This is a genomic window from Frateuria defendens, from assembly GCF_001182895.1.
Taxonomy (GTDB): domain Bacteria; phylum Pseudomonadota; class Gammaproteobacteria; order Xanthomonadales; family Rhodanobacteraceae; genus Frateuria_B; species Frateuria_B defendens.
In genome coordinates this window covers 1-14,382 of sequence record NZ_LFQR01000075.1, presented here as the reverse complement: position 1 = coordinate 14,382, position 14,382 = coordinate 1, and the positions used below count along the sequence as shown (strand labels likewise).

The 14,382-nt window shown below is 70.4% G+C and carries 17 protein-coding genes; 5 read left to right on the top strand and 12 right to left on the bottom strand.

Features of this window, described 5'->3' with window-relative positions:
* Window positions 1-235: 235 nt before the first annotated feature.
* The 3 genes from ACH65_RS11290 to ACH65_RS11280 are packed head-to-tail and all read right to left on the bottom strand — an operon-like array spanning window position 236 to window position 2,969.
* Window positions 236-2,242 (bottom strand): chemotaxis protein CheA, encoded by a 2,007-nt coding sequence (locus ACH65_RS11290; protein ID WP_049622698.1) that lies wholly within the window; start codon window positions 2,240-2,242, stop codon window positions 236-238.
* 17 nt (window positions 2,243-2,259) lie between these two features.
* Window positions 2,260-2,622, bottom strand: coding sequence for a response regulator (locus ACH65_RS11285; protein ID WP_049622697.1), 363 nt, complete (start codon window positions 2,620-2,622; stop codon window positions 2,260-2,262).
* Between the two features lie 23 nt (window positions 2,623-2,645).
* Complete coding sequence (locus ACH65_RS11280; RefSeq protein ID WP_049622696.1) at window positions 2,646-2,969, bottom strand: STAS domain-containing protein; 324 nt, start codon at window positions 2,967-2,969, stop codon at window positions 2,646-2,648.
* 300 nt (window positions 2,970-3,269) lie between these two features.
* On the opposite strand from ACH65_RS11280, the gene fliK reads away from it, so the two are divergent.
* The 5 genes from fliK (at window position 3,270) to ACH65_RS19030 (ending at window position 6,132) form a co-directional block, all read left to right on the top strand.
* Window positions 3,270-4,493 carry a flagellar hook-length control protein FliK gene (fliK, locus tag ACH65_RS11275; RefSeq protein WP_049622695.1) on the top strand — a complete coding sequence of 408 codons (1,224 nt, stop codon included), beginning with the start codon at window positions 3,270-3,272 and terminating at the stop codon, window positions 4,491-4,493.
* Complete coding sequence (locus ACH65_RS11270; protein WP_049622694.1) at window positions 4,490-4,750, top strand: hypothetical protein; 261 nt, start codon at window positions 4,490-4,492, stop codon at window positions 4,748-4,750. The genes fliK and ACH65_RS11270 overlap by 4 nt, the downstream gene beginning before the upstream one ends.
* Window positions 4,751-4,830: 80 nt before the next feature.
* Window positions 4,831-5,040 carry a hypothetical protein gene (locus tag ACH65_RS19845; RefSeq protein ID WP_153242569.1) on the top strand — a complete coding sequence of 70 codons (210 nt, stop codon included), beginning with the start codon at window positions 4,831-4,833 and terminating at the stop codon, window positions 5,038-5,040.
* A gap of 106 nt (window positions 5,041-5,146) precedes the next feature.
* Window positions 5,147-5,674 carry a hypothetical protein gene (locus tag ACH65_RS11265; RefSeq protein WP_049622693.1) on the top strand — a complete coding sequence of 176 codons (528 nt, stop codon included), beginning with the start codon at window positions 5,147-5,149 and terminating at the stop codon, window positions 5,672-5,674.
* A gap of 95 nt (window positions 5,675-5,769) precedes the next feature.
* Window positions 5,770-6,132 (top strand): DUF6232 family protein, encoded by a 363-nt coding sequence (locus tag ACH65_RS19030; protein WP_082190273.1) that lies wholly within the window; start codon window positions 5,770-5,772, stop codon window positions 6,130-6,132.
* A 56-nt stretch (window positions 6,133-6,188) separates the two neighbouring features.
* Here ACH65_RS19030 and ACH65_RS11260 read toward each other — a convergent pair whose 3' ends face one another.
* From ACH65_RS11260 to ACH65_RS11220, 9 genes are all read right to left on the bottom strand, one after another.
* Entirely contained in the window at window positions 6,189-6,701 is a 513-nt protein-coding gene (locus ACH65_RS11260) for a chemotaxis protein CheW (protein ID WP_237561499.1), read from the bottom strand.
* Window positions 6,702-6,717: 16 nt separating this feature from the next.
* Window positions 6,718-8,163, bottom strand: a complete 1,446-nt coding sequence (gene motD / locus ACH65_RS18480; RefSeq protein WP_053096249.1) for a flagellar motor protein MotD — start codon at window positions 8,161-8,163, stop codon at window positions 6,718-6,720.
* Entirely contained in the window at window positions 8,160-8,900 is a 741-nt protein-coding gene (locus ACH65_RS11250; protein WP_049622691.1) for a flagellar motor protein, read from the bottom strand. Before ACH65_RS11250 ends, motD begins: the two co-directional genes overlap by 4 nt.
* A gap of 1 nt (window position 8,901) precedes the next feature.
* The gene (locus ACH65_RS11245) at window positions 8,902-10,899 is read right to left on the bottom strand and encodes a chemotaxis protein CheA (RefSeq protein WP_049622690.1); all 1,998 of its coding nucleotides are present in this window, start codon (window positions 10,897-10,899) and stop codon (window positions 8,902-8,904) included.
* A 2-nt stretch (window positions 10,900-10,901) separates the two neighbouring features.
* Window positions 10,902-11,543, bottom strand: a complete 642-nt coding sequence (locus ACH65_RS11240) for a protein phosphatase CheZ (RefSeq protein ID WP_049622689.1) — start codon at window positions 11,541-11,543, stop codon at window positions 10,902-10,904.
* Window positions 11,540-11,947, bottom strand: coding sequence for a chemotaxis response regulator CheY (gene cheY / locus ACH65_RS11235; protein ID WP_049622688.1), 408 nt, complete (start codon window positions 11,945-11,947; stop codon window positions 11,540-11,542). Before cheY ends, ACH65_RS11240 begins: the two co-directional genes overlap by 4 nt.
* A 52-nt stretch (window positions 11,948-11,999) precedes the next feature.
* Window positions 12,000-12,803, bottom strand: a complete 804-nt coding sequence (locus tag ACH65_RS11230; RefSeq protein WP_082190272.1) for an RNA polymerase sigma factor FliA — start codon at window positions 12,801-12,803, stop codon at window positions 12,000-12,002.
* Window position 12,804: 1 nt separating this feature from the next.
* On the bottom strand, window positions 12,805-13,743 hold the full coding sequence (locus ACH65_RS11225; RefSeq protein WP_425478286.1) for a MinD/ParA family ATP-binding protein: 939 nt from the start codon (window positions 13,741-13,743) through the stop codon (window positions 12,805-12,807).
* 5 nt (window positions 13,744-13,748) lie between these two features.
* Window positions 13,749-14,382: flagellar biosynthesis protein FlhF (locus tag ACH65_RS11220; protein WP_049622687.1), on the bottom strand; the 634-nt coding region annotated here is incomplete at its 5' end.

Genomic DNA, 14,382 nt, shown 5'->3' with positions numbered 1-14,382 from the left:
CTCCAGATGGCGATAGTGAACCGCTTATCCGGGTGTCCGTGGAACGGGGGCAAGATCATCCATCCCATTTCCCTAGCGCAGGCGCGCCGACAGTCGCTTCATTTGACGGGTGAAGCTTCCAGCGCATCGAGTGCGTGCAGCCGCCTATCCGGCATCTCAATAGCCTGCCAAGGCTCTCTGGAGAGCCCTCAATAAGCAATTGCTCTGAACCCACATAAGAGCATGAGCGACAACCTCAAGCCGCCCGCCTGCGCCCATGCAACCGCACCAACCCCGCCACATCCACGATCAGCGCCACCGAGCCATCCGCCAGGATCGTCGCCCCGGACACCCCGTTGACGCGCCGGTAGTTGGCCTCCAGCGACTTCACCACCGCCTGCTGCTGCCCCACCAGCCCATCCACGAACAGGCCCACGCGGCTGTCCTCGCCCTCGACCACGATCACCAGGCCGTCCTCGATCGCCTGCACCGCGCCGGGGCAGCCGAAGCTCTCGTGCAGGCGGATCACCGGCAGGTAGTCGCCGCGGAAGCGGAACAGCTCGCCGCCGCCGGCCACGGTGCGGAGGGCCTCCGCCGGCAGCCGCACCGATTCGACGATGGACACCAGCGGCACGATGTAGTGCTCCGCACCCACCGCCGCGGTGAGGCCGTCGATGATGGCGAGGGTGAGCGGCAGCGTGATGGTGAAGGTGCTGCCCTGCCCCTCGACGCTCTTCACCGTGACCGAGCCGTGCAGGTCGGCCACGTTGCGGCGGACCACGTCCATGCCCACGCCGCGGCCGGACAAGTCCGTGGTGACCGAGGCGGTGGAGAAGCCGGGCTGGAAGATCAGCTCCGCCACGGCCTCGTCGGACAGCCCCTCGCCGCTGGCGATCAGGCCGCGCTGCACCGCCTTGGCGACGATGGCCTCGCGGTTGAGCCCGGCGCCGTCGTCGCCCACCTGCACCACGATGTGGCCGCCGCGGTGGAAGGCCTCCAGCCGCAGCGTGCCGGTGTCGCCCTTGCCGGCGGCGCGGCGCTTCTCGGGCGATTCCAGGCCGTGGTCGATGGCATTGCGCACCAGGTGCACCAGCGGGTCGCCGATCTTCTCCAGCACCGTCTTGTCCAGCTCGGTGTGCTCGCCCGAAAGCTCCAGCCTCACCTGCTTGCCGAGCTTCTGGCTGATGTCGCGCACCATGCGCGGGAAACGGTTGAACACCGAGGCGATGGGCAGCATGCGGATGCCCATCACGCTCTCCTGCAACGCGCGCGTGTGCCGCGCCAACTGCGCCAGGCCCTGCTGCAGCAGGGCCACGCGCTCGGGCTCGACGTTCTCGCGGAACGGGTCGAGCATGGACTGGGTGATCACCAGCTCGCCGACCAGGTCGATCAGGCCGTCGATCTTGTCGATCGCCACGCGCACGGAGCTGGATTCGGCATTCGCCGCCGCCTCGCGCGCGGGACGCGCGGCGGCGGGGCCAGCCGTGGCGGCGGCGCCCGGCGCCGGGGCCTGGGCAGCCTGCGCCGCCGGGGCCGGAACACTCGAAGCCTCGGCCGCCGCGGGCATGGGCTCGATGGCGAGATCGCACTCGTCCTCCACCCAGTCGAACACCGCGGCGACCGCCTCGCGCTTGACCGCGCCCTGGAGCGCGATGGTCCAGCCGAGGTGGCATTCGGTGGGGTCGAGCTTGTCGAACGCGGGCAGCCTGTCCAGCTCGGCGGTCACGGCGATCTCGCCCAGCTCCGCCAGCTCGCGGATCAGGCGGAGCGGCTCGTTGCCGCCCGCCAGCATGCCCGGGTGCGGGCGGAATCGGACGAGCCAGCCGCCGGCGGCGCCCGCCGCCGCGGCCTGCTTCGGCGCCGCGGCGGGCGCCTCGCGCCCCATCGCCGCGACGAGCTCGTGGCGCACGGCCTCCGCCGTGGCGTCGATCAGCGGCGCGCCGGCCTGCGCCCGCGCGAACATGCCGCGCAGGCAATCCACCGCGCGCAGCAGCAGCTCGACAATGGCGCCGTCGATGGCGCGCTTGCCGCCGCGCACCTCGTCCAGCAGCGACTCCGCCTCGTGGGTGAAGGCGGACATCTCCGGGAAACCGAAGGTGGCCGCGCCGCCCTTGATGGAGTGCGCGGCGCGGAAAATGGTGTGCACCAGCTCCGCGTCGCCGCCGCCGTCCAGCTCCAGCAGCGCCGACTCCATCGTGTCGAGGCCTTCCAGGCTCTCCTCGATGAACACCTGTTGGAACTGGCCCAGCGCGGCGTTGCTCATGGTTTTCTCCGCGCCCTTCAGCCGAGCACGCGCTTGACGGTGGCCAGCAGCTGGTCGGGGTCGAACGGCTTCACCAACCAGCCGGTGGCGCCGGCGGCCTTGCCTTCCATCTTCTTGTCGGTGTGCGACTCGGTGGTCAGCATGAGGATCGGCACGCCCTTGTACTCGGGCTTGGCGCGCAGCTCGCGCACCATGCTGATGCCGTCCATCACCGGCATGTTGACGTCGGCCAGCACCAGGTCGAACGCACCGGCGTTGGCCGCCTCCAGCGCCAGCTGGCCGTTCTCCGCCTCGGTCACCTCGTGGCCCGCGCCGCGCAGGGTGAAGGCCACCATGCCGCGCATCGACGCCGAATCGTCCACCGCAAGAATCTTTGCCATCGTCAAAACCTCGTCCGAAATGTTCAGGCCGGCGCGTGCGCCGGCAGATCCAGTGCCTGCGAGAGGCCGAGCGTGCCGGCCGCCTCGCACAAAACCTCGCTGGCGCCCAGCCAGCTCACCGCGCGCCCGCGCGCTGCCGCCTCGCGGCGGAACAGCGTCAGCAGCTGCAGGGCGGCGGTGTCCACACGCTCCACCGCGCGGCCGTCCAGCGCCGTGGCCGGCGCATCGAGTGCGCCGCGCAGCTCGCCGTAGAGCGCCGCCATGGCGGCCATGCGGCAGTCGGCCGGCAAACCGATCGCCCGCGCCGCGCCGTCCCCCGCATCCGTCGTCCCCTTCTTGCTACCCATGCCGCTCGACTCTCCGCATCGCACTGGTGACCCCTCGCGTGGGGCTTATCGGCCGGAGCCGGCATGGCTTTAGCCCACTCTTTTCCCTCTGCCCTGCGAGGCACGCGGCGAGAACACGATGGATGGCGCCGGCTTTGGGCCGGGGTGAGGGGCGGGTGCTCGCCCTGACGCAGCGACCCGCCAGCCGGTACAGCCGACATCACCGAGCACCCGCTCAAGTTCCTGCGCCTCGCGCCGATAGGCATTACGAATGCACGGAACCGACAGCCGGTCTCCGGCATCGCGCGCAGGAGGCTCCGCGTGAACATCCAACCCACCAGCCTGGCCGCCCTGACCTGGGCCAGCGCCGCCGCCGGCACCACCGCCGAGAGCTGGCGCATCGGCGCCGTGCTCGCCGCGCGGCCGCTGGGGGTGAACGAGCGCGGCCTGATGGTGCTGCAGATCGGCGGCATGGCGGTGGAGGCCGAGTTGCCGGGCGGGCAGCTCCCCGGCGGGCAGCTGCCGCCGCAATTCCAGGTGCGCGTGCAGAGCCTGGGCAGCCAGCCGCTGCTGGAAATCCTCGCCGCCAGCGCCGCCGAGACCACCGTGCAGCGCGGCCTGCGCGAACGCCTACCGCAGCAGGACGGCTACGCCCCGCTGCTCGCCACGCTCGGCGCGCTCTCGCAGCGCCCCGTCTTGCGCCAGCTGCCGCAGCCGCTGCGCGAGGCGCTGGCCCTGCTCGAACACGGTATCCGCACGCCCGAGGACATCACCCGGGGCGAAGGCCTGCGCGAGGCGATCCAGCGCAGCGGCCTGTTCCTGGAAGCCCAGCTCACCACGCCGCGCGCCGACCTCGCGGCGCTGGCCGGCAACGACTGGAAGGCCATCCTGCTCCACCTCGCCGCTGTGCTCGAACGCCAGCCGCCGCCGCGCCCGGTGCCGCCCTCCCCCGAACCGCCGGCCCCGCCGCCGCTCGCGCAGCGCGGCCTGCAGCCGCAGCCGCGACAGGCGTCGATGCCGACGCCGCGGCAGCCCATGCCGGCGATGGAATCCGCGTCCGCGTCCCCGCCCGAAGCCGCCGAAGCCGAAGCGCTGTCGCTCGCCGAAACCCTCGTCGGCCGCCTGCACGGCGACGTGCGTGCCGCCCTCGCCCGGGTCGAAGTGGCCCAGCTCGACGCCGCCGCCGCGCAGGCCTGGATGATCGAAATCCCCCTGCAGGGCCAGGACGGCCGCGACGTGCTGCAACTCCAATTGCAACTGGCCCGCGACAGCGAAGACGGCAACGCCTTCTGGACCTTCGGCTTCGCCATCGACCTGCCCGCACTCGGCCCCGTGCAGGGCGAACTGCAACTGCGCGACCTGCGCCTCGCCGTGCGCCTGTGGGCCGAGCGCAGCGCCACCACCGAAAAACTCGAACGCCAGTTCGGCACCCTGCGCCAGCGCCTCGCCGCCGTCGGCGTGCTGCTCGACCAGCTGAGCTGCCAGACCGGCCTGCCCCACGGCAACGGCCGCGCCGGCGCCCTGCTGCTCAAGGCCACCGCATGAACCAACCCCTGCCCCCCACCTACCGCCGCGTGGTGCTGCGCCTGGCCAACGCCAGCGAGGACAAATCCGCCAGCCTGCCGCCGGAGGCCATCGACATGCTGCTCGCCCGCGCGCGCGCACTGGGGCTGCCGATCCACCACGACCCGCAGATCGCGGCGGTGCTGGCGGCGTTGCGGTTGAGGGAGGATGTGCCGGTGATGTTGTATGCGGCGGCGGCGGCGGTGTTGGCTAGCGTCTACGATGTTGCCGGAAACTGAATGTCCGCATCCCATCCGGTAGTTCATCCACGTCGAAGATACCCATCGAGCTGACCCAAGACTGGGCTACAGGAGTTCTTGTGAATAGAAATTTTGGACCACCAATTAAAGAGCTAAACGGATATACGATCCGCAAAATATTCATCCAAAAAGAGGATGGCACGTATATCCATATCGGCTATGGCATCTTCTCTCCGGAAGGCGAGCTAGCTAAAGAGTTTTCAGGGCTTTATGAAACACTCGAACATCTCCAGCAGATTGAAGCACAACCTCCGAGTCCTGACTGGTAAGCCCATCTGACAGGCCAAAACAAGGAAAAGTGATTGGAGCTAATGGCCGGAGGATGCCGGCTATACTCACCACGAGCCAAGGAGGCTCCATTCAGGGGATTTTTCTATGCGCAAGTGTGTGTTTGCGGTCGCGGTCGTGCTCGGCATGGCGGCTTCGGGTGTCCATGCCGCCGACGGTGCCGCGGCGACGGACTCGGTGACCGTGCAGTCGCCGATTTCCTTTGCGGAAGATGCGGTGATTGCCCGTTCGGTGAAGAACGAGTGCGAGTTGGGCGAGAAGTTGTCGTCCTTCATCAAGCAGTACGGCGAGGAGAAAGGCGTGACGGTATCGCTGGTGCCGCATGCGGAGGCAACAGCGCCCGGTCGCGTGCTGGTGGTGGAGATCACCGATTCGCTGGCCGAAGGCAATGCGTTCACGGGCCATCACACGTACACGACGGTGAAGGGCAAGCTGTATCAGGACGGCCAGCAGGTCGGCAACTTCCTCGGCCGGCGCAATTCGATGGGCGGCGCTTTTGGCGGCTTCAAGGGCAACTGCTCGGTGCTGGGCCGCACTGTCGAGGCCTTGGGCGAGGACATCGCCGATTGGCTGACTCATCCCGACAAGGACGGCATGCTCGGCGATCTGGATTAAGCATCCAATCCGGTGGTGACGGCCGCAACGGCTATCACGACTTTGCTGGCCCGGCCGAACGTGCCAATGAAAATTGAGAACCGAAGGGGGAATACATGGAAGAGAAAATTTTCTTTGACCAGGGTGGCGTTAGCGTCTCCAACGCCCGCTTCATAGTTCATGAAAAAACTTATGCCATGAACGGTGTAACCTCGGTCAAACAAGTTGTCACGCTACCGTCGCGCGGAGGCCCAATTATCGTGGGTCTTTTCGGTCTTGTTGCGATGTTTGCCGGAAGCATTATTGCTGGTGCAGCGCTCCTTGCCGCCGCTGTGTTTTGGTGGATCAAGCAAAAATCGGACTGGCTTGTCGTTCTCAGCAGTTCGTCAGGCGAGACGCAGGCGTTGACCAGCAAGGACCGCGGCTACATTGATGCGGTCATTGCGGCCCTCAACCAGTCGATCGTTCATCGAGGGTAACCCCTCCAACATCCATAGCCGAAGCCGCTTGCCGGCTCGGCTATGGATACCCATCTTTACTTGACGTCTTCCGGCAGCCGGCACAACCGCCGCACGTCGAGCAAGGCCACGAAGCCCTCCCCAACGGCCAGCACGCCATTCACCGGATCTTCCTCGCGCTCAGCACGATCGGGCGGCGGCGGGGCGATGTCGGCCTGGTCGAAGGTGAGCAGTTCGCCGACGGCATCGACGCGCAAGCCGACGAGATGGCTGTCGTGGCTGAGCATCACCAGCCGCACGCTGGCCGGGTCGCCGGCGAGGTTGGAAGGCAGGCCCAGGCGGTGGCGGCCGTCCATGACGGGGACGATGCGGCCGCGGAGGTGGCGGATGCCGAGCAGGTCGGGGGCTGCGCCGGGGACGGGGGTGATGTCGCCTTCGCGGATGACTTCGCTGACCTGTTCGAGCGGCGCGGCATAGCGCTGGCCGGCGAGATGGAAGGAGAGCCAGCGTTGTTCGCTCGCGGTGGCCGCAGCGCCATGGCTGGATGCGGTGGAAGAAGCAACGGAGTTCATGGGCGCGGTGACTGCCATACGGTGCGAGGGATGCTCATCGGCTGCCATCCGGCGTGACGATCAGCGAGGCGCGCCCCGGTTGCGACGTGGTGGGGGCGACGCGGTTTTCGGCAGAGGGATCGGCAACGCTTTCGCGGAGGGCGCGCTCATCGGCGCTGCGGATCGTCGGCGGGTTCGGCAAGGCCCGCCTTTTCGCAGCCGCGGTGGCGGCCGGGAGCATCGCGGCGACCTCGGTGGCATGGAGCGCCTGCACGACAGCCGTGGCGGGGGCAAGGTGAGATGCGGCATGGCTCCCGGCTTGCGTGTCGCCAGCCATCGCCCTGCGCGCCGCGGCCGCCGGCATCGGATCCGTCGCCGTAACCTGCGCGGAGGCCAATGGCGGCGCGGCCTCCGCCGATCCCCCTTGTGAACCTGCCGGCACCGGAACCGCCGCCGCTCCAGCAGTGCCCGCCGTCGCGCCCGCTGCGGCAGTCGCCGCAATGCCCGCCACAGCGTCCGCAGACAAACCAGCCTGACCCGTCGGCGACGACACCGCCGGCGGCGACACCGGCCGCGCACCGGCTTGCAGCGGCGCGCCCTGCGACGGCGCCCCCTGCACCCCGGCCTGCACCGGCGCCGGCAACCGCCCCGCCTGCTTCTGCTCCGGCGTGCTGAAGAACCGCGCCGGCGCCTGGTCGTCGCTCAGCACCACCACCAGCACGCGGCGGTTGCGGTTGCGGCCCTCGGCGGTGGCGTTGTCGGCGGCGGGGCGGTATTCGCCCCAGCCGATGATGCCCAGGCGCGCGGGCGCCACGCCGTGCTCGGCGAACAGGTGCACCACGCTGGCGGCGCGGGCGGCGGAGAGTTCCCAGTTGGACGGATAGACGGCCGTGTTGATCGGCTTGTCGTCGGTGTAGCCCTCCACCCGCAGCGGGTTGGGGAACGGCGCCAGGATGCCGGAGAGGCGGTCGAGCACCTGCTGCGCGGAGGCGGAGAGGTGGGCCACGCCGCTGGGAAAGAGGATGTCGGTGCGGATCTCGATCTCCAGCCAGTTCTCGGTGCGGCGCACGACCACCAGGTTGCGGTCGATCAGCGGCTGCAGCGCCTGCTGCACCTGCTCCTGGATGCGTTCGAGGTTCTGCCGCTCGGGCGCGTTCGGCTTGCCGCGCAGGTTGGCCATGAGCTGCGGCGAGGGGTACCGCGGGGTGGGCACGGCCACCGGGGCGGGCGCCGCGCCCGGCCGGCCCGGCGGCGTGGCGAGCGAGGGGTCCACGTTGAGCGGCTTGGTGGGCTTGGGCGGCATCGGCGCGATCACGTGGCTGGTGCCGTTGAACGCCTCGATGATGGATTCGGACATCACCCGGTACTTGCCCTCGTTGACCACCGACACCGCGTACATCACCACGAAGAAGGCGAGCAGCAGGGTCATCAGGTCGGCGTAGGGAATCGCCCATGCCTCGTGGTTGATGTGGTCGTCCTTGTAGAGCCGGCGCCGTCTCACGGCGTGAAACCCTGCAGCTTGGCCTCGATCTGGCGCGGGTTCTCGCCCTCGGCGATGGAAACCAGGCCCTCGATGAGGATCTCGCGCATCTGCGTCTGCTTCTGGATCATGCCCTTCAGGCGCGCAGCCATCGGCAGCATCAACAGGTTGGCCAGGCCCACGCCGTAGATGGTGGCGACGAAGGCGGCGGCGATGCCGTGGCCGAGCTTGCCGGGGTCGGCGAGGTTCTGCATCACCGCCATCAGGCCCATCACGGCGCCGATGATGCCCATGGTGGGCGCGTAGGTGCCGGCGTTCTCGAACACGCGCGCGGCGAGCAGGTCGCTGTGCTCGCGGGTCTCCAGCTCCACCTCCATCACGCCGCGCAGGGCCTCCGGCTCGGTGCCGTCCACCAGCAGCTGCAGGCCCTTGCCGACGAAGCGGTCGGACTCGGCGTCGATCTGCGACTCCAGCCCCAGCAGGCCCTGGCGGCGCGAGATCTCGCTCCAGCCGACGATGCGGCTGATCAGATTGGCGGGCTGGTGCTGCGGCGGGCGGTAGACCATCGGCAGCATCGCCAGCGCGCGCTTGAGCACGGCGCCCGGCGTCTGCACCAGCAGCGCGGCCAGGGTGCCGCAGATCACGATCACGAAGGCGGCCGGGTTCAGCAGGGCGTCGACCGAGGAGCCCTTGAGGAGGGTGCCGACGATGATGACCAGGAAGGCCAGGATCGTCCCGATGAGGCTTACCAGGTCCATGTCACGCCGAAATCCGCAATGAGGGAAGCAACTGCCCGCCGTCGCCGGCGAGCCCCGCGAGGTCCAGCACCAGCGCCAGCCGGCCGTCGCCGGAGACGGTGGCGCCGGCCACGCCCGGCACGCCCTCGAACAGGGGGCCGAGCGGCTTGACCATCACGTCTTCGCGCCCGAGCACCTCGTGCACGAGCGCGCCCAGGCGCTGGTGGCCGATGTGCAGCACCACCACGTGGCGCGCGGCTTGGCCGCCCGCGCCGGCCCAGCCGGCGAGGTCGCCCAGCGGCAGCGCGCGGCCGCGGTGCGCGGCCACCCGGCGCCCGTCGAGCAGGCTGTCCTGGCCGGGCCGCAGCTCGAACACTTCCACCACGTTGCTGAGCGGCAGCGCCAGCAGGCGCGTGCCCACGCGCACGCGCAGCACGCGCAGGATCGCCAGCGTCAGCGGCACCGCCAGTTCCAGCTCGCTGCCGTGGCCGAGCCGCGAGCGCACCTGCAAGGTGCCGCCCAGCTCCGCCACGCGGGTCTTCACCACGTCCATGCCGACGCCGCGGCCGGAGATGTCCGATACCTGCGCGGCGGTGCTGAAGCCGGGGCGGAAGATGAGTTCGTAGCACTCGGCCTCGGTGAGGCGTGCGGCCTGGGCGGCGTCGATCACGCCCTTCTCCACGGCCTTGCGCTTGAGCACTTCGGCGTCCATGCCGCGGCCGTCGTCGGCCACGCGGATCACGATGCGCTCGCCGCGCTGGCTGGCCGATAGCGTCACCACGCCCTTGCGCGGCTTGCCCAGGCGCTCGCGCTCGGCGGGCAGTTCCAGGCCGTGGTCGAGCGCGTTGCGCAACAGATGCACGAGCGGATCGGCCAGCGCCTCGACCAGGCTGCGGTCGAGGTCGGTGCCCTCGCCTTCCTGCACCAGTTCCACTTCCTTGCCGAGCTGGCGGGCGAGGTCGCGCACGATGCGCGGGAAGCGCTGGAACAATCGCCCCACCGGCTGCATGCGCATGCCGAGCACGGCGCCCTGCAGTTCGTCGGCCACGCGGTCCAGCTCGCCGGCGGCCAGCGCCAGCGCTTCGTCGCCGCTGCGCGCGGCCAGGCTCTGCAGTCGGTTGCGCACCAGCAGCAGCTCGCCGGCCTGGTTGACCAGGGCGTCGAGGCGGCCGGTGTCCACGCGCACGGTGGTGTCGGCCGGCGCGGCGGCACGGGCCGCATGCGTAGTGGCAGCGGCGGCAGATGCCGGTGCGGAAGCGGGTGCCGCTGCCACCGATGCCGCGGCAGCCGGCACTGCCGGCGCCTGCCCGGGCGCCCCGCCCTTGCCATGCAGGGTGTCGAGCAGGGCCTCGAATTCGTCGTCGCCGATGTCGCCGCCCGCGGCAGGCGTCGCGCCGGGCGCGGCGCCCTGGCCGTGCAGGGTGTCCAGCAGCGCTTCGAATTCGTCGTCGCCGATGGTCGCGGAGGACGCCGGCGCCGCACCCGGCGGCAGCGGCGCGGCGGCCACGGTGCCGGGCGCGGCGGTGCCGTAAAGAGTATCGAGCAGGGCCTCGAATTCCGCGTCGTCGATGCCGCCGCCAGTCGGAGCGGGCGGCGGCGGCGCCGGGGCGGGCGCAGGCACCGGCGCGGGCCGGGCGGCGGCGGGCGGCAACAGGCGGCGCAGCAGCTCCGGCGGCGGCATCGCCAGCGGCGTGCCGGCGGCCACGCCTTCCATCATGCCGTTCAAGAGATCCAGCGCCTCGAGCAGGGCGTCGGCCTGCGCGGCGTCGAGCCGGAAGGCGCCGTTGCGGGCCGCGTTGAGCAGGTCCTCGGCGTGGTGGCACAGCTGCACCATCGGCTCGATGGCGAGGAAGCCGGCGCCGCCCTTCACGGTGTGGAAGGCGCGGAACACGGCATTGAGCAGCTCGGCGTCGTCCGGCGCGGCCTCCAGTTCCACCAACTGCTCGCCCAGGCGCTGCACCAGCTCCCCGGCCTCGACCAGGAAGTCGTCGCGCAGCTCGCTGTCCAGCGACGGGTCCATGCTCAGAATCCGAACTCGCTGAGCAGGCGGTCCGCCTCGTCCTGGCTGGACACTTTCTCGACCTTGGACGGCGCCTCGTGGCCGGCCAGCGCGCCGGTGAGGCGCACCAGTTCGAGCAGCGAGGATTCGACGCTGCCGATGAAGCCCACCACCTTCTTGATGCGCTGGCCGGAGAGGTCCTGCCAGGACTGCGCCATCACCATGTCGGTCAGGCCCTCGCGGCAGCTGCCGGCGAAGGCGGCGGCCTGGCGCGCCAGCACGGCGGCGGGGTCGCCGGCATCGTCGCGGTAGGCCAGCACCTCGGCGGCGTTGGCGGCCAGCGCCTCGGCCTCGGGGCGCATGCGCTCGGCGAAGTCGATGCTGCGGTGGGCGGCCTGCGCGCTCATGTCGAGCACGTCGTTGAGGTGCTTGCGCGCGTCGGCCACGGAGCCGGGCACGCCTTCGTTGGCGAGGTCGTCGCCGAGCCGGCGCACGGCGTCGTGCAGGTCGCGCGCTAGCAGGCCCAGCGCGCGGAACAGGCCCTGCTCGCGCTGGCGCACCAGCGCGTCCAGGGCCTGCTCGAAGGCGGCGCCGTCGCGGCTGTCGAGCAGCTCGCGCAGTTCCGGCGGCAGCTCGCCGCCCAGCGAATGCAGCACGGTGCTCATGCCTTCACCCCGCTGGCGGCGAGGCGCTCGAAGATCTTGGCGAGCTTCTCCTGCAGGGTGACGGCGGTGAACGGCTTGACGATGTAGCCGTTCACGCCGGCCTGGGCGGCGGCGATGATCTGGTCGCGGTTGTTCTCGGCGGTGACCATCAGCACCGGTAGGGCCTTGAGCGCGGGTTCGGCGCGGATCACGCGCAGCAGGTCGATGCCGGTCATGTTGGGCATGTTCCAGTCGGTGACCACCAGGTCGAACGGCGCCGCGCGCAGCATGGTCAGCGCGTTCTCGCCATCGTCGGCCTCCTGGATCAGCGGATTGCTGAAGCCGAGTTCCGTCAGCAGGTTCCTGACGATGCGCCGCATGGTGGAGAAGTCGTCCACCACGAGGATTTTCATGTTCTTGTCCATGGGTCCTCGGGATTAGGGAATAGGGAATGGAGAATCGGAGCTAGGAAGCGTTTCAGCGACGGGAGGAACCAGGCGCGATGGAAGTACGGCGGGCTTTGCCATTCCCTGTCCCCGACTCCCGATTCCCGTCACCGCGCCAATCGGCCATCCGCGCGCGCAGGCGCACGATGGCCTGGCCGTGGATCTGGCACACGCGCGACTCGGTGACGCCGAGCACGGCGCCGATCTCCTTGAGGTTGAGTTCCTGCTCGTAGTACAGCGACATCACCAGTTGCTCGCGCTCGGGCAGGCCGCCGATGCCTTCCACCAGCGCCTCGCGCAGCCCTTCGCGCTCGATGTGGGCCTGCGGGTCGAGGCCGGCCTCGTCGGCCACGTCGAAGGCCGCCGCGCCCTCGCCGTCGTCCGGCGCGGTGAGGCTGAGCAGCCGCGCGCTGGCGGCGTCGGCCAGCGCCTGGTAGTACTCCTGCGCGTCCATGCCCAGGCGTTTCATCACCTCGGCGTCCTCCGCGTCGGCGCCGGTCTCGATCTCGATCTGGCGCACCGCCTCGGCCATCTCGCGCACCTTGCGGTGCACCGAGCGCGGGGTCCAGTCGCTCTTGCGCAGCTCGTCCAGCATGGCGCCGCGGATGCGGATGCCGGCGTAGGTCTCGAAGCTGGCGGAACGGTCGGTGGCGTAATGGCGCGCGGCCTCCAGCAGGCCGATCATGCCGGCCTGGATCAGGTCGCCCACGTCCACGCTGGGCGGCAGCCGTCCCATCAGGTGATAGGCGATCCGGCGCACCAGCGGGGCGTGCTGGCGCACCAGCTCGTCCGCGCTCTGGCGTTGCAGTTGGAGGTATTCGGAGGCCACGTTCATCTCACCACCCCGCCACCGGTGCGGCCCGGCCACCGAAAAAGGCAATGTGGCCCTGGCCCGCGCGCGCGGGTTCCGACCATGTATCGACCGCACCCGCCAATTGCTTGAATGCCTGCGCGGAACGGCTGGAGGGCCAGGCATCCACCACCGCGTTCTGGCGGCGGATGGCCTGCTTCAGGCGCTCGTCCTGCGGCACCATGCCCATGAAGTCGAGCACCACGTCGAGGAAGCGGTCGCTCACCCGCGCCAGCTTGCGGTGCAGCTCCTGCGCCTCGCCGAGGTTGCGCACCATGTTGGCGAGCAGGCGGAAGCGGCGCACGCCGAAGTCGCGGCTGAGCACCTTGATCAGCGCGTAGGCGTCGGTGAGCGAGGCGGGCTCGTCGCACACCACCAGCACCACGTCGTCGGCGGCGGCGGCGAACATGGAGACGTTGTCCGAGAGGCCCGCGGCGGTGTCCACGATCAGGAACTCGGGCGGCCGCGGCAGTTCGTCGAAGGCGCGGATCACCGCCGCGTGCTCGCCGTTGCCCAGCTGCGCCAGCCGGCGCGCGCCGGAACCACCGGGGATCACCTTGAGGCCGTGCGGGGCCTGCACGATCAGCTCCTCCAGCCCGCACACGCCGTCCAGCAGGTGGCCGATGTGGCGGTTGGGCATCAGGCCGAGCAGCACGTCCACGTTGGCCAGGCCCATGTCGGCGTCCAGCAGCATCGCCTCGCGCCCAGCCATCGCCAGCGCCATGGCGAGGTTCACCGCCACCGTGGTCTTGCCCACGCCACCCTTGCCGCCGGCCACCGCGATGGCGCGGCAGGCGCGCGGCGCGGGCGGCGGGTCGAGTGAGGAGGCCTGGTGGCCGTCGCCGTTGCCGCCGCCCAGGCCCGCCAGCGCGGAGAGCATGTTCTTCAGGCCCCAGGCCTGGTTCATCGCGAGGATGCCTTCCATCTCGGTCATGCCTGCGCCACCGCCATGCCGAAGCGCTCGGCTAGCAAGGTGTCGTCCGCCTCCGGCGCGGCGCCCTTGAGCACGCGCGCGGCGCGCACCACCAGGGCGCGGGCGTCGGCGGGGCGGATGTCCTCCGGCACGCGCTGGCCGTCGGCGGTGTAGTCCAGCGGCAGGCGGTGGCGGATCAGCACCGACAGCGCGCCGCCGAGGTTGGGCGCCTCGTCCAGCTTGGTGAGGATGCAGGCGTGCGGGCGGATCGGCAGGTAGGCCTGCACCGCCTGCTCCAGCGACTGCGCCTGCGCGTTGGCGGCCAGCACCAGGCAGGCGCGCACCGCGCCGGCGTCGCCCAGCACCTCCAACTGCTGGGCCAGGCGCGGGTCGTCGCCGCCCACGCCGGCGGTGTCCACCAGCACGGTGTGGCAGTCGCCGAGCAGGCCCAGCACCTGGCGCAGGCTCTGCGCGTCGTAGGCCGGGTACACGCGCACGCCGAGCAGGCGCGCGTAGTGCTCCAGCTGCGCGGCGGCGCCGATGCGGTAATGGTCGGTGCTGACCAGGGCCACGCGGCCGGCGCCCTGGCGCATCACCACGCGGGCGGCGAGCTTGGCGAGGGTGGTGGTCTTGCCCACGCCGGTGGGGCCG